The following is a 21,036-nucleotide window of genomic DNA, read 5'->3' as shown; positions in this document are numbered from 1 at the left end:
AAACGTGGAACGGTCGTACGCGTCACAGCGAAACGGCCGCGCCTCACAGCCGGCACCGTGTCGTACACCGGTGTCACGCCGAAACCGAGCGCCGCCGCGTCAGGCATGGACGATCCGTCCACCAGCTGTGAGCGGAATAGAGGAAACGTACACTTCAGCGCTGCTTTCCAGCCGCCTACCGTCATGACGCACGGACGAGGCGCTCAGTTATCCACAGGGCTGAGGACAGGTTTTCCACAGGTTCAACCGCCTGTCGGGACGCCGGTCCATTCTTGACGCAGCGACACAGACCGACCAGAGCAAGACAGCACCACGCAGAGCAGTGCGGAGCCGCACGCATCACCCGGAAAGGCCCGACGATGAGCAGCAACGGACAGGTACACCCGGCCACGGCCGACCGTGAGGACGGCCCGCGCGGTCCCGTCGACTCGTCCCGTATCCCGCGGTACGCGGGCCCGGCCACGTTCGCCCGGCTGCCCAGGCTGGACGAGGTCGGCACCGCCGATGTCGCCGTCGTCGGCGTTCCTTTCGACAGCGGCGTCTCCTACCGGCCGGGCGCCCGGTTCGGCGGCAACGCGATCCGCGAGGCGTCGCGGCTGCTGCGCCCGTACAACCCGGCCCAGGACGCCTCTCCCTTCGCGCTCGCGCAGGTCGCGGACGCCGGGGACATCGCCGCCAATCCGTTCCGTATCGACGAGGCCGTCGAGACCATCGAGGCCGCCGCCGACGAACTGCTCGGCACCGGCGCGCGTCTGATGACGCTCGGCGGCGACCACACCATCGCGCTGCCTCTGCTGCGCTCGGTGGCGAAGAAGCACGGACCGGTCGCGCTGCTCCACTTCGACGCGCACCTCGACACCTGGGACACCTACTTCGGCGCCGCGTACACACATGGCACGCCGTTCCGCCGGGCCTTCGAGGAGGGCATCCTCGACACGGAGGCACTCTCCCATGTCGGCACGCGCGGCCCGCTGTACGGGAAGAAGGATCTGGACGACGACGCCAGGATGGGCTTCGGCATCGTCACCTCGGCCGATGTGATGCGCCGTGGTGTGGACGAGGTGGTCGACCAGCTACGGCAGCGCATAGGGAACCGCCCGCTGTACATCTCCGTCGACATCGATGTGCTTGATCCTGCGCACGCGCCCGGCACCGGCACGCCCGAGGCCGGCGGGCTCACCTCCCGCGAGCTGCTGGAGATCGTCCGGGGACTGGCCTCCTGCGATCTGGTCTCGGCGGATGTCGTCGAGGTGGCGCCCGCGTACGACCACGCCGAGATCACCTCCGTCGCCGCCTCCCACACGGCGTACGAACTGACCACGCTCATGGCCCGAGGGATAGCGGAGGCCACGGAGCCGACGCGTCTCCGGGCGTGAACGCGATGGGTACAGGAACACGATTTGGTCTCGGTCAGCAATTGTGTTCGAGCCCATACAACCATTGACCCGTCCCTGTGCATCATGTCTGCGAGCGCGCCGTGCGGCGCGCTCGTTGACGCGACTGGGGCAGGGGCGGGACTCACTTCATGACTCACCAGCGAATATCCTGGCGCGCCCGTGGCGCGCTCTCCGTCGCCCTCGCCGCGGGGCTCGTACCGGTCGTCGCGGGAGCGGCGCCCGCCGTGGCCGCGACTCCGGCCGTCGGCTGTACCTCGGGCAGGGCGGGCCTCGCCGCCAAGCTGACCAAGGACATCACGGCGGCGCTCAAGTCCAGGAAGTCCACCACCGCCGTCGCGGTCTACGACCGCACGACCAACACACGCTGCACCTTGCGCGCCACGCAGAAGTTCGACTCCGCCAGCGTGGTCAAGGTCACCGTCCTTGCCACGCTGCTCTGGGACGCGAGGAAGACGAACCGCTATCTGACGCAGCGCGAGGTCGATCTCACGACGGCCATGATCACCAAGTCGGACAACGCGGCCACCAGCACCCTGTGGAAGCAGCTCGGTCTGACCAAGGTCAAGGGCTTCCTCAAGGCCGCCGGGATGACCCAGACCACTCCGGGCGCGAACGGTTCCTGGGGCCTCACCCAGATCACCGCGCGTGACGAGCAGCAGCTCCTGACCTTGGTGACCGCCAAGAACACTGTGCTCAGCGACAACGCCCGCAGTTACATCCTGGACCGGATGCGCCGGGTCGTCTCGTCCCAGCGCTGGGGCGTCCCGGCGGGCGCTCCGGCCTCCGCCACCGTCCAGCTCAAGAACGGCTGGCTCCAGCGGTCCACGCACGGCTGGCGCGTACACAGCATCGGCGCGTTCACCGGCAAGGGCAACAACTATCTGATCACCGTGCTCACACACGACAACAAGACCATGAACGACGGCATCAACACCATTCAGGCCGTCGCCCGGGCCGTCCACAAGGATCTCGCCGCGGCGAAGTGACGGCCCGGTGGCGGGCGCCCCTTCCTCCGTGGCGCAGACGTAGGCCGGTCCGACGCAAACCGGTCTCCGGGCCTAGGACCGGAGACCGGTCTTTGCCGCGCTTTGTTGCGGAGGGATGAAATCCGCCGCCGCCCGCGTTGGGCCTTCCGGCAGATCAGGACGATCGGGAGGCATCAGTGGCGGCGGAGCAGGGCTGGGCACGGCGGCTGGCCGGATACGCATGGCGCTACCGGCGCAATGTGATCCTGGCGCTCGGTTCGTCGCTGGCCGGTATGGCGGTGATGGCACTCGTCCCGCTGATCACCAAGGTCGTCATCGACGATGTGATCGGGGACGGCCGGCGCTCCCTCCTGGTCTGGACGGGTCTGCTGGTCCTCGCCGCGCTCGCCGTCTACGCGGCCACCTACGTACGGCGCTACTACGGCGGCCGGCTCGCGCTCGACGTCCAGCACGATCTGCGTACGGACATGTACGACACGATCGCCCGGCTCGACGGGCGGCGCCAGGACAGTCTCTCCACCGGACAGGTCATCGGCCGCGCGACCAGCGACCTCCAGCTCATCCAGGGCCTGCTCTTCATGCTGCCGATGACCATCGGCAATGTCCTGCTGTTCCTGATATCCCTGGTGATCATGGCGTGGCTGTCACCGCCGCTGACCCTGGTCGCCCTGGCCGTGGCCCCGGCCGTCTGGTACATCGCCCGCCGCAGCCGCGCCCGGCTGCATCCCGCCACCTGGTACGCCCAGTCACAGGCCGCCGCCGTCGCCGGAGTCGTCGACGGAGCCGTCTCCGGGGTCCGGGTCGTCAAGGGCTTCGGGCAGGAGGACCAGGAGACCGGGAAACTCCGCGAGGCCGGCCGCAGGCTCTTCGCCGGACGGCTGCGCACCATCAGACTCAACGCCCGCTACACCCCGGCGCTCCAGGCCGTGCCCGCACTCGGACAGGTCGCGATGCTGGCGCTCGGCGGCTGGCTGGCCACCCGCGGTCAGATCACTCTCGGTACGTTCGTCGCCTTCTCCACCTATCTCGCCCAGCTCGTCGGCCCGGTCAGGATGCTCGCCATGGTGCTGACCGTCGGCCAGCAGGCGCGGGCCGGCGTGGAGCGCGTACTGGAGCTGATCGACACCGAGCCGACTCTCCAGGACGGCACCAAGCAACTGCCGGCGGACGCTGTGACCTCCGTCGAGTTCGACGACGTGTCGTTCGCGTACGACGACGGCAGGCCCGTACTCGACGGCTTCTCGCTGGAGATCCGGCCCGGCGAGACCGTCGCCGTCGTCGGCTCCTCCGGCAGCGGCAAGTCCACGGTCTCGCTGCTGCTGCCCCGCTTCTACGACGTGACGCACGGCGCGGTCCTCGTCGGCGGCCATGACGTACGCGAGCTGACGCTCGACTCGCTGCGGGCCGCGATCGGTCTCGTACCGGAGGACAGCTTCCTGTTCTCGGACACCGTCCGCGCCAATGTCGCCTACGGAAAGCCGGACGCCACCGAGGAGGAGATCCTCAAGGCCGCCCGCGCCGCCCAGGCCCATGGCTTTATCAGCCAACTGCCCAATGGCTACGACACCAAGGTGGGCGAGCAGGGCCTCACCCTCTCAGGCGGCCAGCGCCAGCGCATCGCCCTGGCCCGCGCCATCCTCACCGACCCACGGCTGCTCCTTCTCGATGACGCCACCTCCGCCGTCGACGCGCGGGTGGAGCACGAGATCCATGAGGCGCTGCGCGCGGTGATGGCCGGGCGTACGACACTGCTCATCGCCCACCGCCGCTCCACCCTCGGCCTGGCGGACCGTATCGCCGTACTCGACGGCGGACGCCTCGCCGACATCGGCACCCACGAGGAGCTCCAGGAGCGGTCCGCTCTCTACCGGCGGCTGCTGACCGATCCGGAGGAGCTCGGCGAGGTCTCGCCCGGCCATCTCCCGGTCGCTGCCGGAGGTCCCGAGGACGTCCCGTCGCCGGAGGAGGCCCGCGCCCTCCAGCGGGAGATCGACGCGGAGTTCGACGCCGAACGCGGAGTCACTCCCGCGCTGTGGATACGGGAGGAGAGGTCGTACACCGCCTCCGACGCGAAGGCGCCCGGCGCCACTCCCGAACTGCTCGCCCAGGTGGAGGCGCTGCCTCCGGCCACCGACACCCCGGAGGTCGACGAGGCACGCGCCGTCGCCGCCGAGGAGTCGTACGGACTGCGCCGACTGCTGCGCGGCTTCGGAGTGCCGCTGCTGATCAGCCTCGCGCTCGTCGCCGTAGACGCCGGAATGAGCCTGCTGCTGCCGGTTCTCATTCGGCACGGCATCGACCAGGGCGTCGAGCGGCTCGCGCTCGGCGCGGTATGGGTCGCGGCCTCGCTGGGGCTGGTGGCCGTGCTCGTCCAGTGGGCGGCGCAGATCGGCGAGACACGCAAGACCGGGCGGACCGGCGAACGTATCCTCTACGCGCTGCGCCTGAAGATCTTCGCGCAGCTCCAGCGGCTCGGACTCGACTACTACGAGCGTGAGCTGACCGGCCGCATCATGACGCGGATGACGACCGATGTGGACGCGCTGTCGACGTTCCTCCAGACCGGTCTGGTCACGGCGTTCGTCTCCGTCGTCACCTTCTTCGGCATCCTGGTCGTGCTGCTGGTGATCGACATCCAGCTCGCGCTGGTGGTCTTCGCGACTCTGCCCGTACTGATCGTCGGTACGGTCTACTTCCGCCGCAAGAGCGTGCAGGCGTACGAACTGGCCCGTGAGCGCATCAGCGCCGTCAACGCCGATCTCCAGGAGTCGGTGTCCGGGCTGCGGATCGTCCAGGCGTTCCGGCGCCAGAAGGACGGCGCCGAGCGCTTCGCCGGGCGCAGCGACCACTATCGCGCGGCCCGGGTGCGCGGCCAGTGGCTGATATCGGTGTACTTCCCGTTCGTGCAGCTTCTGTCCTCGGTGGCCGCGGCGGCCGTACTGATCGTCGGCGCCGGGCGGGTGGAGGCCGGGACGCTGACCACCGGCGCGCTGGTGGCGTATCTGCTCTACATCGATCTGTTCTTCGCGCCCGTGCAGCAGCTCTCGCAGGTCTTCGACGGCTATCAGCAGGCGACGGTCTCGCTGGGCCGTATCCAGGAGCTGCTGCGGGAGCCGACCTCGACGGCCTCCTCGAAGGCGCCGCTGGATGTGCTGTCGCTGCGCGGCGAGATCGCTTTCGAGGGTGTGGAGTTCACCTACAACGGGCTGGAGTCCGACGGGCCGGCGCCGGACAGGCTGGCGTCGGACGGGCCGGCGCCGGACAGGCTTGTGTCCGACAGCAGGCCGACGTCCGATGGCAGGCCGACGGGCGCCGCGGATGCCGCGCTCAGCGGTGTCGAACTGCGGATACCGGCGGGCCAGACCGTCGCCTTCGTCGGCGAGACCGGTGCGGGCAAGTCGACTCTCGTCAAACTGGTCGCGCGGTTCTACGATCCGACCGGCGGCCGGGTCACCGTGGACGGTACCGATTTGCGGGAGCTGGATCTGACGGCGTATCGGCACCGGCTCGGAGTCGTACCGCAGGAGGCGTATCTCTTCGCCGGTACGGTCCGTGACGCCATCGCCTACGGACGTCCCGAGGCGCGCGACGCGGATGTGGAGGCCGCGGCCCGCGCGGTCGGCGCGCACGAGATGATCGCCACGCTGGAGGGCGGCTATCTGCACGAGGTCGCCGAGCGGGGCCGCAATCTCTCGGCGGGACAGCGCCAGTTGATCGCCCTGGCCCGCGCCGAACTGGTCGATCCGGACATACTGCTGCTCGACGAGGCGACCGCGGCCCTCGATCTGGCCAGCGAGGCCCTGGTCAACCAGGCCACCGACCGGCTGGCGGGCCGCCGTACCACCCTGGTCGTCGCCCACCGGCTGACCACTGCGGCCCGCGCGGACCGGGTGGTCGTGATGGACCACGGCCGGGTCGTGGAGGACGGTACGCACGAGGAACTCCTCGCGCTGGAGGGCCGGTACGCCAAGCTGTGGCGCAGCTTCCTCGGCGAGGAGGAACCGGCCGTAGTGGTTTGAGGACGGTGGCCGGAGGTCGGTGGTCCGAGGTCGGTGATCCGAGCCCTCACGGCGCATGCGAGTCCTCGGGAGCCTCCGGCCCGGCAGACTCTCCGGTTCGGCTGACTCCCCAGCTCGACCGACTCTCCGGTTCGACCGACTCTCCAGCTTGGCCGACCGGAATCTCTGCCGGGACGGCACTGGCGAGTCGCGCGTTCACCCCGCTAGGTTCACGGCGTCTGTCATGAACACAGGGAGTGTGAATGCGCAAGGCGCTGAGATGGCTGTTGTCGCTCGTGCTGATCATAGGCACGGTAGCCACGGCCGGTGCGGCCACCGCCGCCGATCGGGGTGCGGACCACCAGACCGCCACCGACACCACCGACATCAAGGACCGGGTCCTCGCCATCCCGGGGATGAGTCTGATCCAGGAGAAGCCGTACGAGGGGTACCGCTACTTCGTTCTCAACTACACCCAGCCGGTAGACCACCGTCATCCGTCCAAGGGCACCTTCCAGCAGCGTGTCACCCTGCTGCACAAGGACACCAGCCGGCCGACGGTCTTCTTCACCGGCGGCTACAACGTCTCCACCAACCCGGGCCGCAGTGAGCCGACACGGATCATCGACGGCAACCAGGTCTCGATGGAGTACCGCTTCTTCACGCCGTCCCGTCCGCAGCCGGCCGACTGGTCGAAGCTGGACATCTGGCAGGCCGCCAGCGACCAGCACCGGATCTTCTCGGCGTTCAAGAAGATCTATCCCAAGAAGTGGCTCTCCACGGGCGGTTCCAAGGGCGGTATGACCGCCACGTACTTCGAGCGCTTCTACCCGCGTGACATGGACGGCGTCGTCGCGTACGTCGCGCCCAACGACGTGGTGAACAAGGAGGACTCGGCCTACGACCGGTTCTTCGAGCGGGTCGGCACCAAGGAGTGCCGCGACAAGCTCAACGCCGTGCAGCGCGAGGCGCTGGTCCGGCGCGAGCCGCTGGAGAAGACGTACCAGGAGTGGGCGGACGCCACCGGCTCCACCTTCACCACCGTCGGCACGCTGGACAAGGCGTACGAGGCCGTGGTGCTCGACTTCGTCTGGGCGTTCTGGCAGTACAGCCTGCTCTCCGACTGCGAGTTCATCCCGGTCGCGGCCACCGCCTCCGACCAGGAGATCTACGACACCATCGACTCGATCTCCGGCTTCTCCGCCTATACGGACCAGGGCCTGGAGACCTACACGCCGTACTACTACCAGGCGGGCACCCAGCTCGGTTCGCCCGACATCAAGCAGCCGCATCTGGGCAAGCTGAGCCGTTACGGTTACCAGCCGCCGCGGAACTTCGTACCGCGTTCCATCCCGATGAAGTTCGATCCGTCCACGATGCCGGACGTCGACTCCTGGGTCCGTCACCACGCGAACCAGATGCTGTTCGTGTACGGGCAGAACGACCCGTGGGGTGCGGAGCCCTTCCGCCTCGGCCACGGCGCGCGTGACAGCTATGTGTATGTCGCGCCGGGTGCCAACCACGGCGCCAATGTCGCCGCTCTCGTCCCGGACGAGCAGGCGAAGGCCACGGCCCGGATCCTGGCATGGGCGGGCGTCGCTCCGGCCGCCGTCCAGCAGGACGCGGCGAAGGCGAAGCCGCTGGCGCCGTTCGACGCCAAGCTCGACCGGCAGAAGGTCGAGCGGGAGCACACCCTGAGGCCGTAATACGTCGGCCGTAGGGCCGCCCGGCCCTCGAACCGTGCCCGCCGTTCTCGGTCCCAGGACCCGAGGACGGCGGGCACGGCCGTGCTACGACCGCGTGCCGTGCTACGACCGAGTGCGCTCGGCCGGTCAGTAGGTCAGACCATGACCGATCGGATAGAGCACCTGCGTCGGATCGTCCGCGCGCTGCACCGGCACGGGCAGCGCTCCTCGGGGCCGGACCCGGCCCGCGATCACCCGCGCTGCCGCCCGCACTTCGACATCCGTCCAGGAGTACGTGGCGAGGGACGCCCTGACGCCGGACAGCCGCGCGATGTCGTACGGATTGCGGATGGCGACCGTGACGACGGGCACGCCGGTCGCGGCGAGCGCACTGACCAGCGTGCGCTGCGAACTGGTCGCCGAGACGTTGTACGTGGCCACGATCACCGCGTCCTTGCCTCGCGCGCCCGCCACCGCGGCCTCGATCTGCGCCGCGCTCGGGGCCGTACCGGTGGACAGCGCCGTGGCGGTGAAGCCCAGTTCGGTCAGGGCCGTGGCGAGCACGGTGGTCGGCGGGCCCGTCGTCCCGGAAGGCGAGGCCGGATCGGCGCCGACGACCAGCAGATTCCGCTGCCGACGCCGGTTCAGCGGCAGCAGCTTGTTCTCGTTGACGAGCAGCGTGGTGGTCCGCTCGGCGATCCGGTCGGCGGCGGTGAGATGGGCCCGGGTGCCGACCGTACGGTCCAGATTCCGCAGCGAGACGGCGGCATCGCCGCCGAACAGGCCCAGCCGCTCCTTGAGTTCGAGGATACGGAGGATGGATTTCTCGACGCGCTCCTCACTGATCTCGCCGCCCTTCACCGCCGCCAGGACCGCGTTCCAGGCGATCCGCAGATTCGGCGGATTGAGCAACTGGTCCACGCCCGCCTTGAGCGCGAGCACGGGCACCCGGTCGTCGCCGTACTTCTGCCGTACGCCCTCCATACCGAGCGCGTCGGTGATCACCACGCCGTCGTAACCGAGCTGTTCCCGCAGTACGCCGGTGACGATGGGACGCGAGAGCGTCGCCGGGTCCTTGCTCGGGTCCAGCGCGGGGACGACGATATGCGCGGTCATGATCGAGGTGACACCGGCGGCGATCGCGGCCCGGAACGGCGGTGCGTCCAGCTCGCTCCACTGCTCACGGGTGTGGTGGATGGTGGGCAGCGCGTAGTGGCTGTCGTCCTTCGTATCGCCATGGCCGGGAAAGTGCTTGGCGGCGGTGGCGATCCCGGCGCTCTGATAGCCCGTCACCTGTGCGGCGACCATACCGGCCACGGCCTGCGGATCGGCGCCGAAGGACCGTACGCCGATGACCGGGTTGGCCGGGTTGACATTGACATCCGCGTCCGGCGCGTAGTTCTGGTTGATGCCCATGGCGGCCAGCTCCGCGCCCGCGATCCTGGCGGCCTCACGGGCGTCGGCCCGCGAGCGCGACGCACCGAGCGCCATCGCACCCGGCAGCAGGGTGGCCGGCTTGCCCACCCGGGCGACGATGCCGTGCTCCTGGTCGGTGGAGATCAGCAGCGGGACCGGGGTGTTCTGGGCCAGGCCCGCCTTCTGGATGCCGTTGGAGAGCTCGGCGATCTGCCGGGGATTGCGGGTGTTGTGGGCCCAGGCGAAGTAGATGATGCCGCCGACGTGGTACGTCGAGATCAGCTCCGCGGCGGTACGGACGCCGATCTCGGCGAGGTTGGCGTCGATGTCGGCCTGGTCGGGAGCGGTGGCGGAGTGGCCGTACACCCGCATGACGAAGAGCTGGCCGACCTTCTCCTCCAGACTCATCCGTGAGATGAGTCGGCGGAGCCGGTCGCGGCGGTACGGAGCGAGGGGAGCGAGATGCGGGGGAGCGGCCACCACGGGGGCGGCCGAGGTGGCAACGGCTGCCGCCGCTACGGCGGTTGCGGTGAGGAGAGCGCGTCTGGAGATGGTCCGGTCGTGCACTGGTGCTCCTTCCGGCTGTGCGCTGCGAGGGGGGTGAAGGAAACTTCCAAAGAACCACGCTTAGCCGGAAACTAACTGCCAGTCAAGGGCTCTCCCATGGCGGCGCTTCCGCGGGAGTTTCCGGACCTTCGGAACCTCCGGCCCATACCGCTCGTCTTACTGATGTGCGCCGGTGAGTCTCCGCAGCGCGGTGTCGGCCCTCGCTGCTGGCTGCGATCGCTGACTCCCCTCTCCAGCCGCCTGCGTCCGGCAGCACACCGCCACCGGTGCGCCCCCCTTTGTCTGCGCCGGTGGCGGTCCTCTCCCTCGCCTCCGCGCCGCCCTCCGTTCCGGAAGCGGACGGCACCGACCGGACAGGCCAGGGCCGCGCAGACCAGGCCAGAACAGGCCAGGCCAGGGGGCGGACAGGCCCTAGAGACCCGCCAGATACTCACGGCCCGCCACCAGCAGCCTCGGCAGCTCGGCCGCCTGCGGATACCAGCGCTTCTCGTACTCCCAGCACACCCAGCAACCGTCATCGAGCAGAGCCAGACACTCGCCCAGCGGCAGCACTCCCGTCCCCAGCGCCAGCGGTGTCGTGTCCTCCGCCGAGGCGATGTCCTTCACCTGTACATAGCCCAGCCAGGGTCCCAGCGCCGCATGTGTGGTGACCGGCTCCTCACCGCCCAGCCAGGTGTGCATCACATCCCATACCGCTCCCACCTGCGGGTGTCCCACCGGTCCCAGCACCCGTGCCGCGTCCGCTCCCGTGCGGTGCGAGTCATGTGTCTCCAGCAGGATCCGTACGCCGAGGTCCGCCGCGAGCTCCGCCGCCGAGGCCAGCCGGCGCGCCGCTGCCGCGTCGGCGTCGGCCAGGTCCTGATCGCCGCCGCCCGGGAAGACACGGATGAACGAGGCGCCCAGATCCCTTGCCAGCCGGAGCAGTTCCTCCAGCTCCCGGCGTAGCCGGTCCTCATCGGCCGTCGCGCTCGCCACCCGGGTGTATCCCGCGACCGTCAGGATCTCGATGCCCGCGCGCTTGAACTCGTCCACCACCGCGGCCCGTTCGCGCGCCCCGATCCCAGGGTGCACCGGCTCCTCCGGATGCGCCCGCAGCTCCACTCCCTGATAGCCGGTCGAGGAGGCGAGCGCGACAACCTCGGGTATGGACAGCCCGGGCACCCCGAGGGTCGAGAAGGCGAGCTTCATGGGCCTGTTCCTTTCCGCTGTCCTTCCGTGGGTATGACCGCTTCTTCCCGCAGCGGCAGCCGCCAGTCCTGGCCGACCAGGTCCGCTCCATAGGAGTGATGCGGTTTCTCGGCGACGAGAGTGAATCCCGCGCGCTGGTAGAGGGTCCGCGCGGCGGCCAGAACGTCATTGGTCCACAGCGTCAGCTCCCGGTACCCCGCCTCACGCGCGAACTCCACCACCGTCCCGACCAGCCGCTCCCCGAGGCCGTGTCCCCGGGCTCCCGGCTCGACCAGCAGCAGGCGCAGCCGCGCGGTGTGCGGCTCGGTGTCCCGTGCCTCCGGCCCGTCGGCCCGTACGCACATCACCGAACCCACCGGACCGCCGTCCAGCTCGGCGATCCAGGCCCGCTCCAGCCTGGAGTCGTGGTCCCGTGCGAAGTCCGCCACGATTCCGGCGACAAGGCCCTCGAATTCGGTGTTCCAGCCGTACTCCGCCGCGTACAGCGCGCCATGACGCTGCACTATCCAGCCCAGCTCGCCGGGGACCGGATCGCGCAGGATCGGTCCGTCCCGGTGCGCCGGGCCGGGACGCCCGGCGCCGAGGATGTCCCGCACCGTCCGCAGCGCGTCCGTGAGCTGTGGCCGCAGCTCGGGCTCGACCTTCGAGAGCAGCGAGCCCACGGCCTCCCGCGACCGCTCGTCGAGCAGTGCCGCGGCCTCGCGGCCTCGCGGTGTCAGCGTTATCCGCCGACGCCGTGAGTCCTGCTCGGACGGCGCGCGCCCGACCAGCCCGTCACGCTCGAACTTGGTCAGCAGTCTGCTCAGATATCCGGCGTCGAGGGACAGCTCGGCCCGCAGATCGGCGGCGTCGGTGCGCGACGCGTGGGCCAGCTCGTACAGCACCCGCGACTCGGTGAGCGTGAACGGCGTATAGAGGTGCTTGCTGTAGTCGAGCGCCCCGATGAGATTCGTATAGAAGCGGTTGAACGCACGGACTTCCTGGACGGCCATGATCCACCCCCGGACTTCCCGGCCTTTTCTTTGACTGAGTCAACATTAAGCCCGGCCGCCGACAGCCGACAAGGATCAATCCGCACTCTGGCGACAACCCGCCAACCGTCGCCTGCCCATCCTCACTCGCGCCCTCAGTTCCCCCGCGGCGGTGCCGTCGACGCCCGCGCCATCAGCTCCGCCGCGATCGTGGCGATCCCGCCCGGCGGCGGCGCCTCCGTCCCCATCGCCAGCCTCCCGGCCCGCGCTCCCGCCTCGTACAGCGGCAGCCGCACGGTCGTCAGCGCGGGCACCGCGTCCACCGCGAACGGCAGATCGTCGAAGCCCGCCACCGAGACATCCTGCGGAATGCGCAGCCCTTGCTCGCGCACCGCCGCGCACGCCCCCAGCGCCACCGTGTCATTGGCCGCGACCACGGCCGTCAGATCCGGTGCGCGGCGCAACAGCTCCAGCGTCGCCTCGTATCCGGAGCGGCGGGTGTACGGGCCGTGCACCGTCAGCGACTCCCGTCCCTCGGCCGTCCCTCCGGCCGGCCAACCCTCGCTCAGCCCGGCTGCCGCCATCGCCGCCCAGTGGCCCTCCAGCCGGTGCCGCGTCGTCGTACGCTCCAAGGGCCCCGCGACATAACCGATACGCCGGTGTCCCAGCGCCAGCAGATGCTCCGTCAGCCGCCGCCCGCCGCCACGGTTGTCGAAGGCCAGCGCCGCCACGATCGCGTCGCTGTCCGGCAGCGGCGGACGCCCGCACAGCACCACCTGAGTCCCCGCGTCGGCGAGTCTCGCCAGCTTCGCGGTCATCGCGGCGGTGTGCCGAGGATCTTCGAGTGCCCCGCCGGTCAGGATGACCGCCGCGGCCCGCTGGCGCTGGAGCAGAGTCAGATAGGTCAGCTCGCGTTCGGGCGAGCCGCCCGTGTTGCAGACGATGGCGAGTTTCTCGCCGCCCGCCCTGCCGGTGCCCTCCTGGCCGCCGATCTCGGTCTGGGCCGCACCGGCCATGATCCCGAAGAACGGGTCGGCGATGTCGTTCACCAGGATGCCGACCAGGTCGGAAGTGGCCGCGGCGAGTGAACTGGCCGGCCCGTTCAATACGTAGTCCAGCTCGTCCACCGCCCGCAGCACGCGCTCCCGGGTGGCGGCGGCGACCGGATAGTTGCCGTTCAGCACACGGGAGACGGTGGCGGGCGACACCCGGGCGCGGGCCGCCACATCCGCCAGGGTGACTGTCATCGCTTCCTCCGAAGGGGACGAGAGAGATCTCCGGAAGAGCGCGCGGGAGATCGCGGGAGAGATCGGGGCGGGCTCTTGTACCGGCCGCTGTCGCAGGCTAGCTTTCTACCTCATAGAAAGCGCTTGCTGCGGCCGTATGGAGGGAACTTCGTGACACGCAGGACAGTGCGGATCGCCATGAACGGCGTCACGGGGCGCATGGGATACCGGCAGCATCTGCTGCGCTCCCTCCTCGCGATCCGCGAGGAGGGCGGGCTGGACCTCGGGGACGGCGACGTACTGTGGCCCGAGCCCGTCCTCGTCGGCCGGCGCGAACACGCCGTCAGGGAGATCGCCGAGCGCCACGGCCTCACCGAGTGGTCCACCGATCTCGACACGGTTCTGGCGGATGGCACGGTCGACATCTACTTCGACGCGCAGGTCACCTCCGCTCGTGTCGAAGCCCTCAAGAAGGCGATCACGGCGGGCAAGCACGTCTATACGGAGAAGCCGACCGCGACGGATCTCGCCGGCGCCCTCGAACTGGCCCGGCTCGCCAGGAGCGCCGGCATCAAGCACGGTGTCGTCCAGGACAAGATCTTCCTGCCCGGTCTGCTCAAGCTGAAGCGCCTGGTCGAAGGAGGCTTCTTCGGCGAGATCCTCTCCGTAAGAGGAGAGTTCGGCTACTGGGTCTTCGAGGGCGACTGGCAGCAGCCCCAGCGTCCCTCCTGGAACTACCGGGCCGAGGACGGCGGTGGCATCACCGTCGACATGTTCCCGCACTGGGAGTACGTCCTGCACGAGCTGTTCGGGCGGGTCACCGGCGTCCAGGCGCTCATCACCACACACATCCCGCAGCGCTGGGACGAGCAGGGCAAGCCGTACGAGGCGACCGCGGACGACGCGGCGTACGGGATCTTCGAACTGGACGGCGGCGCGGTCGCCCAGATCAATTCCTCCTGGACGGTCCGGGTCAACCGAGACGAACTGGTCGAGTTCCAGGTCGACGGCACACACGGCTCGGCCGTCGCGGGACTGCGCGGCTGCCGGATCCAGCACCGCGCAGGCACGCCCAAGCCCATCTGGAACCCCGATCTGCCCGCCACCGAGTCCTTCCGCGACCAGTGGCAGGAAGTTCCGGACAACGACGAGTTCGCGAACGGTTTCAGGGCGCAGTGGGAGCTGTTCCTGCGCCATGTGGCACTTGACGAGCCCTACCACTGGGATCTGCTCGCGGGCGCGCGTGGTGTGCAACTTGCCGAGCTGGGGCTCCGGTCCGCCGCGGAGGGCCGCCGTTTCGAGGTGCCGGAGCTGACGCTGTGACCCTGCGACTGCCCTCAACTGAGGGCGGTATGTATACATACACGCCGCGCTCCGAGCCCGCCCGTTTCACCGCGGGAGGGCCGCCGCTCACCTCCCGTACGGTCTTCGCCGCGGCCCATGTCGTCGCCGATCCGTACGCCGACACCAGCCCCGACGCGCCGGCCGCCGTCGACTGGGACGCCACGCTCGCCTTCCGCCGCCATCTGTGGTCGCACGGCCTGGCGGTCGCCGAGGCCATGGACACCGCGCAGCGCGGTATGGGCCTGGACTGGACGGGCGCCGCCGAGCTGATCCGCCGCTCCGCCGCCGAGGCGAAGGCGGTCGGCGGCCGGATCGCCTGCGGAGTGGGCACCGACCAGCTGGCCCCGGGAGCGGCCTCCCTGGAGGATGTGCGCACGGCGTACGAGGAGCAGCTCGCGCTTGTCGAGGAGGCCGGCGCCCAGGCCATTTTGATGGCCTCCCGCGCCCTTGCCGCCGCCGCGACGGCTCCTGACGACTATCTCGATGTCTACGCCCACCTCCTAAGGAGGGCGGCGGAACCGGTCGTACTGCACTGGCTCGGCCCGATGTTCGATCCCGCCCTCAAGGGCTACTGGGGCAGCACGGACCTCGACGCGGCCACCGAGACCTTCCTCCAGGTCATCGCCGAGCATCCGGACAAGGTCGACGGGATCAAGATCTCGCTGCTGGACGCCGGGCGTGAGACCGAGCTGCGCCGCCGGCTGCCGGCGGGCGTGCGCTGCTACACGGGCGACGACTTCCACTATCCGGAGCTGATCGCAGGCGACGAACAGGGCTTCAGCCACGCTCTGCTCGGTGTCTTCGATCCGCTCGGCCCGCTGGCGGCCGAAGCCGTCCGCGTCCTGGACACGGGTGACACCAAAGGCTTCAGGGAACTCCTCGATCCCACCGTCGAACTGGCCCGCCATCTCTTCCGCTCACCCACGCGCTTCTACAAGACGGGCGTGGTTTTCCTCGCCTGGCTGGCCGGTCACCAGGACCACTTCACCATGGCCGGCGGCCTCCAGTCGGCCCGCTCGCTGCCGCATCTCGCGCGGGCCTACGAACTGGCAGACGGGCTCGGCCTGTTCCCGGATCCCGCACGCGCCGAGGCCCGGATGAGATCGCTGCTGAGTGTGTACGGAGTACACCCGTGACCGGCTCGTCGTACGGCGATCTGAGCCGCCTCAGCATCAACCAGATGACGGTCAGACAGCTGACTCTGCCCGAGCTGACCGAGGCCTGCGTCCGTCTTGGAGTGCCGGCCGTCGGCCTGTGGCGCGAACCGGTCCAGGCGTACGGGGTCGAGGCCGCCGCCAAGCTCGTACGGGAGGCCGGGCTCGCCGTCACCACGCTCTGCCGCGGCGGCTTCCTCACGGCGATCGAACCGGCCCGGCGCGCCGAGGCGCTGGCCGACAACCGCGCGGCGATCGACGAGGCCGCCGTACTGGGCACGGACACTCTCGTCCTGGTCTCCGGAGGGCTTCCGGCGGGCAGCCGGGATCTGCGCGCTGCGCGCGAGCGGATCGCCGACGCGCTGGCCGAGCTGGCGCCGTACGCGGCGGAGCGTGGCGTCCGGCTGGCGATCGAGCCGCTCCACCCGATGTTCGCGGCCGACCGCTGTGTGGTCTCCACCCTCGACCAGGCCCTCGGACTGGCCGAGCGCTTCCCGGCCGGACAGGTCGGGGTGGTCGTGGACACGTACCACGTCTGGTGGGACGACCGGGCGCCCGCGGCCGTCGCACGCGCGGGCGGACGGATCTTCTCCTTCCAACTCGCCGACTGGACGACACCGCTCCCGGCCGGGGTGCTGAACGGCCGGGGCCAGCTCGGCGACGGAGCGGTCGATCTGCGCGGCTGGCGCGAACGGGTCGACGCGGCGGGCTACTCGGGCCCGGTCGAGGTGGAGCTGTTCAACGACGGACTGTGGGCGCGGGACGGTGTGGAAGTGCTGGTCGAGGTGGTCGACCGGTACGTCCGGCACGCGCGGTGAAAATGACTCTGCGAAACCGTGCAACCCTTCCCGGGTGACATGAGTCATATTCGTCAACAGGGCCTTCGGGGAGGGATCCGGGGGGATCGGAAGGCTCTGCTGGAGGGGGGAGCGCGTGGGGCCCGGTCGCAGGACCGGGCCCCTTGTAGCGCCGGAGCGGGCCGATGGCCGCCGGAGTCGACAAGCGGTGCCTGTAGGGAGTTGACGAGCGGACGGTGTCCTCCCGGTCGTCGGGGGACCGGAGTTGTCCACAGGCGCGCCGTGCTGTCGGAGCCGGGCGGTAGCGTCGGGGCATGTCCAATCCAGCAGTGCTCGAAGCCGTCCTCGAGCGGATCACCTACGCCAATGAGGAGAACGGCTATACGGTCGCCCGGGTCGACACAGGCCGTGGCGGCGATCTGCTCACCGTGGTCGGTGCGCTGCTCGGCGCGCAGCCGGGCGAGTCACTGCGCATGGAGGGCCGCTGGGCTTCGCACCCGCAGTACGGCAAGCAGTTCACGGTGGACAACTACACAACGATCCTCCCGGCCACGATCCAGGGCATCCGCCGCTATCTGGGCTCCGGTCTGATCAAGGGCATCGGCCCGGTGTTCGCCGACCGGATAGTCGAGCACTTCGGCCTCGACACGCTCGACATCATCGAGGACGAGCCCAAGAGGCTCATCGAGGTGCCAGGACTCGGTCCCAAGCGGACCAAGCGCATCGCCGCGGCCTGGGAGGAGCAGAAGGCCATCAAGGAGGTCATGGTCTTCCTCCAGGGCGTCGGCGTCTCCACCTCCATCGCCGTGCGGATCTACAAGAAGTACGGGGACGCCTCCATCTCGGTCGTCAGGAACGAGCCGTACCGCCTCGCGGCGGATGTCTGGGGCATCGGCTTCCTGACCGCCGACCGGATCGCCCAGGCCGTGGGCATACCGCACGACAGCCCCGAGCGGGTCAAGGCGGGCCTTCAGTACGCCCTGTCCCAGTCGACCGACCAGGGACACTGCTTCCTGCCCGAGGAGCAGCTCATCTTGGATGCCGTGAAGCTGCTCGCGGTCGACACGGGCCTGGTCATCGAGTGCCTCGCCGAGCTGGCCGGGGAGGACGAAGGAGTCGTACGGGAGACGGTGCCGGGCCCGGACGGCGGCGAGCCGGTCACGGCGGTCTATCTGGTCCCTTTCCACCGCGCCGAGCTGTCCCTCTCCGCCCAGTTGCTGCGGCTGCTGCGCACCGGCGAGGACCGGATGCCGGCCTTCCGGGACGTGGCCTGGGAGAAGGCACTGACCTGGCTGGCGGGCCGTACGGGCGCGGAGCTGGCTCCCGAGCAGCAGCAGGCGGTCCGGCTCGCGCTCACCGAGAAGGTCGCCGTCCTGACCGGCGGTCCCGGCTGCGGCAAGTCGTTCACGGTCCGTTCGATCGTCGAGCTGGCGCGGGCCAAGAAGGCCAAGGTGGTGCTGGCGGCGCCCACCGGGCGTGCGGCCAAGCGGCTCGCCGAGCTGACCGGCGCCGAGGCGTCCACCGTGCACCGGCTGCTGGAGCTGAAGCCGGGCGGCGACGCGGCGTACGACCGGGACCGGCCGCTGGACGCGGATCTGGTGGTGGTGGACGAGGCCTCGATGCTCGATCTGCTGCTGGCCAACAAGCTGGTCAAGGCGGTGGCGCCGGGCGCGCATCTGCTGCTGGTGGGAGATGTGGACCAGCTTCCGTCGGTCGGGGCGGGCGAGGTGCTGCGCGATCTGCTGGCCGAAGGTGGTCCGGTGCCGCGCGTCCGGCTGACCAGGATCTTCCGGCAGGCCCAGCAGTCCGGTGTGGTCACCAACGCGCACCGCATCAACTCGGGAGTGCACCCTCTCACCGAGGGCCTCACGGACTTCTTTCTCTTCGTGGAGGACGAGACGGAGGACGCGGGCCGGGTCACGGTCGATGTGGCCGCCCGCCGGATCCCCGCCAAGTTCGGGCTGGATCCACGGCGCGATGTGCAGGTCCTGGCACCGATGCACCGCGGCCCGGCCGGCGCGGGCGCGCTCAACGGTCTGCTTCAGCAGGCCATCACGCCGGCCAGACCCGATCTGCCCGAGAAGCGGCTCGGCGGCCGGGTCTTCCGTGTCGGCGACAAAGTCACCCAGATTCGCAACAATTATGAGAAGGGGGAGAACGGAGTCTTCAACGGCACCGTGGGTGTGGTCACCTCGCTCAGCCTGGACGATCAGCGCCTGACGGTGCGGACGGACGAGGACGAGGAGGTGCCGTACGACTTCGACGAGCTGGACGAGCTGGCACACGCGTACGCCGTGACCATCCACCGCTCCCAGGGCAGCGAGTATCCGGCCGTGGTCATCCCGGTCACCACCGGTGCCTGGATGATGCTCCAGCGCAACCTGCTCTACACGGCGGTCACCCGCGCCAAGAAGCTGGTGGTGCTGGTCGGCTCCCGCAAGGCCATAGGACAGGCGGTGCGGACGGTTTCGGCGGGCAGACGCTTCACAGCGCTGGACCACCGGCTGGCGGGCGGCCCGCGGCCGGCAGGGACTTTCGCAACCGGGGCGAAGGGGGCAGGATGAGGAGGTTGGCGGCACTGAGTGCCGCCAAAAGGCCGAATGGCCGACCCCGAGTGCACTCTCCTGAGCCAAATGGGGGATGGTAGAGACAGTCAGGGCACCTCGAAGAAGAGGCACTACGTCGGTGAGGGATGACGTGAGCGAGAAACGCGACAACGCGGTAGTACTGCGGTACGGCGACGGCGAGTACACCTACCCGGTGATCAACAGCACGGTCGGCGATGAGGGCTTCGACATCGGGAAGCTCCGGTCCCAGACCGGTCTGGTGACTCTGGACAGCGGCTACGGCAATACCGCGGCCTACAAGTCCGCCATTACCTACCTCGACGGCGAACAGGGCATCCTGCGCTACCGCGGCTATCCCATCGAGCAGCTCGCCGAGCGGTCCAGCTTTGTCGAGGTGGCGTATCTGCTGATCAACGGCGAACTGCCGACGGTCGACGAGCTGGCCTCGTTCAAGAACGAGGTCACCCAGCACACGCTGCTGCACGAGGACGTCAAGCGCTTCTACGACGGATTCCCGCGCGACGCCCACCCGATGGCGATGCTGTCCTCCGTGGTCAGCGCGCTGTCCACGTTCTACCAGGACAGCCACAACCCGTTCGACGACAAGCAGCGCCATCTCTCCACGATCCGGCTGCTCGCCAAGCTGCCGACCATCGCCGCGTACGCGTACAAGAAGTCGATCGGCCATCCCTTCGTCTACCCGCGCAACGACCTCGGGTACGTCGAGAACTTCCTGCGGATGACCTTCTCGGTCCCGGCGCAGGAGTATGTGCCGGACCCGGTCGTGGTCTCCGCGCTCGACAAGCTGCTGATCCTGCACGCGGACCACGAGCAGAACTGTTCGACGTCCACCGTGCGTCTCGTCGGCTCCTCGCAGGCGAACATGTTCGCCTCGATCTCCGCCGGCATCAGCGCCCTGTGGGGCCCGCTGCACGGTGGCGCCAACCAGTCGGTGCTGGAGATGCTCGAAGGCATCCAGGCCGCCGGCGGCGATGTCGACAGCTTCATCCGCAAGGTGAAGAACAAGGAAGACGGCGTGAAGCTCATGGGCTTCGGGCACCGCGTCTACAAGAACTTCGACCCCAGGGCGAAGATCATCAAGGCGGCGGCGCACGATGTCCTCTCGGCGCTCGGCAAGTCCGACGAGCTGCTCGACATCGCGCTCAAGCTCGAAGAGCACGCTCTCGCCGACGACTACTTCGTCTCGCGCAAGCTCTACCCGAACGTGGACTTCTACACCGGTCTGATCTACCGGGCCATGGGCTTCCCGACCGAGATGTTCACCGTGCTGTTCGCGCTCGGCCGGCTGCCCGGCTGGATCGCCCAGTGGCACGAGATGATCAAGGAGCCGGGCTCCCGTATCGGCCGCCCGCGCCAGATCTACACCGGCGAGGTCCTGCGCGACTTCGTCCCGGTCGAGGCCCGCTGACGCGGCGCTCCCGCGCCGTACGGCACCCGCCGTAGCGAAAAGCGCCCCGCCGCCGATCCCCCCACGGGTCGGCGAGCGGGGCGCTTTCCATATCCCCGGAGCGGATTCCCCCCACGGGATCCGGCCGGGCGTCTGCCGTAACCAGCAGCGGCTTACTCGCGCGGTCTGACCGGGGTACGTACGGGAGGGCCGCTCAAAGCTCCCCAGTGCACGTGCCCCGGTCAATTCGCTTGTCCGAGATGTCCCCCAAGACATCTCATGACATCCCTTCGAACGTCCCCCAAGACGTTCTCTGGCATTGTCCTCTTAGA

General features: G+C 69.3%; 13 protein-coding genes. 9 read left to right on the top strand and 4 right to left on the bottom strand.

Annotated features, from left to right (window positions below; translation table 11 throughout):
* Nucleotides 1-359: 359 nt before the first annotated feature.
* From speB to ACFV6H_RS32395, 4 genes are all read left to right on the top strand, one after another.
* Nucleotides 360-1,376, top strand: coding sequence for an agmatinase (gene speB / locus ACFV6H_RS32410; RefSeq protein WP_385549504.1), 1,017 nt, complete (start codon nucleotides 360-362; stop codon nucleotides 1,374-1,376).
* Between the two features lie 149 nt (nucleotides 1,377-1,525).
* On the top strand, nucleotides 1,526-2,383 hold the full coding sequence (locus tag ACFV6H_RS32405; protein ID WP_384987441.1) for a serine hydrolase: 858 nt from the start codon (nucleotides 1,526-1,528) through the stop codon (nucleotides 2,381-2,383).
* A 176-nt stretch (nucleotides 2,384-2,559) separates the two neighbouring features.
* Nucleotides 2,560-6,402, top strand: coding sequence for an ABC transporter ATP-binding protein (locus tag ACFV6H_RS32400; RefSeq protein WP_385549500.1), 3,843 nt, complete (start codon nucleotides 2,560-2,562; stop codon nucleotides 6,400-6,402).
* A gap of 242 nt (nucleotides 6,403-6,644) precedes the next feature.
* Complete coding sequence (locus tag ACFV6H_RS32395) at nucleotides 6,645-8,087, top strand: S28 family serine protease (RefSeq protein WP_385549497.1); 1,443 nt, start codon at nucleotides 6,645-6,647, stop codon at nucleotides 8,085-8,087.
* 126 nt (nucleotides 8,088-8,213) lie between these two features.
* Here ACFV6H_RS32395 and ACFV6H_RS32390 read toward each other — a convergent pair whose 3' ends face one another.
* From ACFV6H_RS32390 to ACFV6H_RS32375, 4 genes are all read right to left on the bottom strand, one after another.
* Nucleotides 8,214-10,049 (bottom strand): glycoside hydrolase family 3 protein, encoded by a 1,836-nt coding sequence (locus tag ACFV6H_RS32390; RefSeq protein WP_385549494.1) that lies wholly within the window; start codon nucleotides 10,047-10,049, stop codon nucleotides 8,214-8,216.
* Between the two features lie 411 nt (nucleotides 10,050-10,460).
* On the bottom strand, nucleotides 10,461-11,237 hold the full coding sequence (locus ACFV6H_RS32385) for a sugar phosphate isomerase/epimerase family protein (protein WP_385549491.1): 777 nt from the start codon (nucleotides 11,235-11,237) through the stop codon (nucleotides 10,461-10,463).
* On the bottom strand, nucleotides 11,234-12,229 hold the full coding sequence (locus ACFV6H_RS32380; protein WP_385549488.1) for a GNAT family N-acetyltransferase: 996 nt from the start codon (nucleotides 12,227-12,229) through the stop codon (nucleotides 11,234-11,236). The genes ACFV6H_RS32385 and ACFV6H_RS32380 overlap by 4 nt, the downstream gene beginning before the upstream one ends.
* Nucleotides 12,230-12,363: 134 nt before the next feature.
* Complete coding sequence (locus ACFV6H_RS32375) at nucleotides 12,364-13,455, bottom strand: LacI family DNA-binding transcriptional regulator (protein WP_385549485.1); 1,092 nt, start codon at nucleotides 13,453-13,455, stop codon at nucleotides 12,364-12,366.
* Nucleotides 13,456-13,605: 150 nt separating this feature from the next.
* Here ACFV6H_RS32375 and ACFV6H_RS32370 point away from each other — a divergent pair, with 150 nt between their 5' ends.
* The 5 genes from ACFV6H_RS32370 (at nucleotide 13,606) to ACFV6H_RS32350 (ending at nucleotide 20,725) form a co-directional block, all read left to right on the top strand.
* A complete protein-coding gene (locus tag ACFV6H_RS32370) occupies nucleotides 13,606-14,757 on the top strand; it encodes a Gfo/Idh/MocA family protein (protein ID WP_385549482.1) in 1,152 nt (383 codons plus the stop codon).
* The gene (locus ACFV6H_RS32365; RefSeq protein ID WP_385549479.1) at nucleotides 14,754-15,914 is read left to right on the top strand and encodes a dihydrodipicolinate synthase family protein; all 1,161 of its coding nucleotides are present in this window, start codon (nucleotides 14,754-14,756) and stop codon (nucleotides 15,912-15,914) included. Before ACFV6H_RS32370 ends, ACFV6H_RS32365 begins: the two co-directional genes overlap by 4 nt.
* A 44-nt stretch (nucleotides 15,915-15,958) precedes the next feature.
* Nucleotides 15,959-16,750, top strand: a complete 792-nt coding sequence (locus tag ACFV6H_RS32360) for a sugar phosphate isomerase/epimerase family protein (RefSeq protein ID WP_385549585.1) — start codon at nucleotides 15,959-15,961, stop codon at nucleotides 16,748-16,750.
* A 293-nt stretch (nucleotides 16,751-17,043) separates the two neighbouring features.
* Nucleotides 17,044-19,293 (top strand): ATP-dependent RecD-like DNA helicase, encoded by a 2,250-nt coding sequence (locus tag ACFV6H_RS32355; protein ID WP_385549476.1) that lies wholly within the window; start codon nucleotides 17,044-17,046, stop codon nucleotides 19,291-19,293.
* A 133-nt stretch (nucleotides 19,294-19,426) separates the two neighbouring features.
* On the top strand, nucleotides 19,427-20,725 hold the full coding sequence (locus tag ACFV6H_RS32350) for a citrate synthase (RefSeq protein WP_176732392.1): 1,299 nt from the start codon (nucleotides 19,427-19,429) through the stop codon (nucleotides 20,723-20,725).
* The last annotated feature ends 311 nt before the right edge of the window (nucleotides 20,726-21,036 follow it).

Origin of the sequence: Streptomyces sp. NPDC059743 (assembly GCF_042732975.1) — a bacterium.
Classification (GTDB): domain Bacteria; phylum Actinomycetota; class Actinomycetes; order Streptomycetales; family Streptomycetaceae; genus Streptomyces.
Note: the sequence above shows the minus strand (reverse complement) of the source record. Positions and strands in the feature narration are given on the sequence as shown.

Coding starts and splice junctions, on each gene's coding strand:
- speB (WP_385549504.1), top strand. CDS start 360: ATGAGCAGCAACGGACAGGTACACCCGGCCACGGCCGACCGTGAGGAC.
- ACFV6H_RS32405 (WP_384987441.1), top strand. CDS start 1,526: ATGACTCACCAGCGAATATCCTGGCGCGCCCGTGGCGCGCTCTCCGTC.
- ACFV6H_RS32395 (WP_385549497.1), top strand. CDS start 6,645: ATGCGCAAGGCGCTGAGATGGCTGTTGTCGCTCGTGCTGATCATAGGC.
- ACFV6H_RS32385 (WP_385549491.1), bottom strand. CDS start 11,237: ATGAAGCTCGCCTTCTCGACCCTCGGGGTGCCCGGGCTGTCCATACCC.
- ACFV6H_RS32380 (WP_385549488.1), bottom strand. CDS start 12,229: ATGGCCGTCCAGGAAGTCCGTGCGTTCAACCGCTTCTATACGAATCTC.
- ACFV6H_RS32375 (WP_385549485.1), bottom strand. CDS start 13,455: ATGACAGTCACCCTGGCGGATGTGGCGGCCCGCGCCCGGGTGTCGCCC.
- ACFV6H_RS32360 (WP_385549585.1), top strand. CDS start 15,959: ATGACGGTCAGACAGCTGACTCTGCCCGAGCTGACCGAGGCCTGCGTC.
- ACFV6H_RS32355 (WP_385549476.1), top strand. CDS start 17,044: ATGTCCAATCCAGCAGTGCTCGAAGCCGTCCTCGAGCGGATCACCTAC.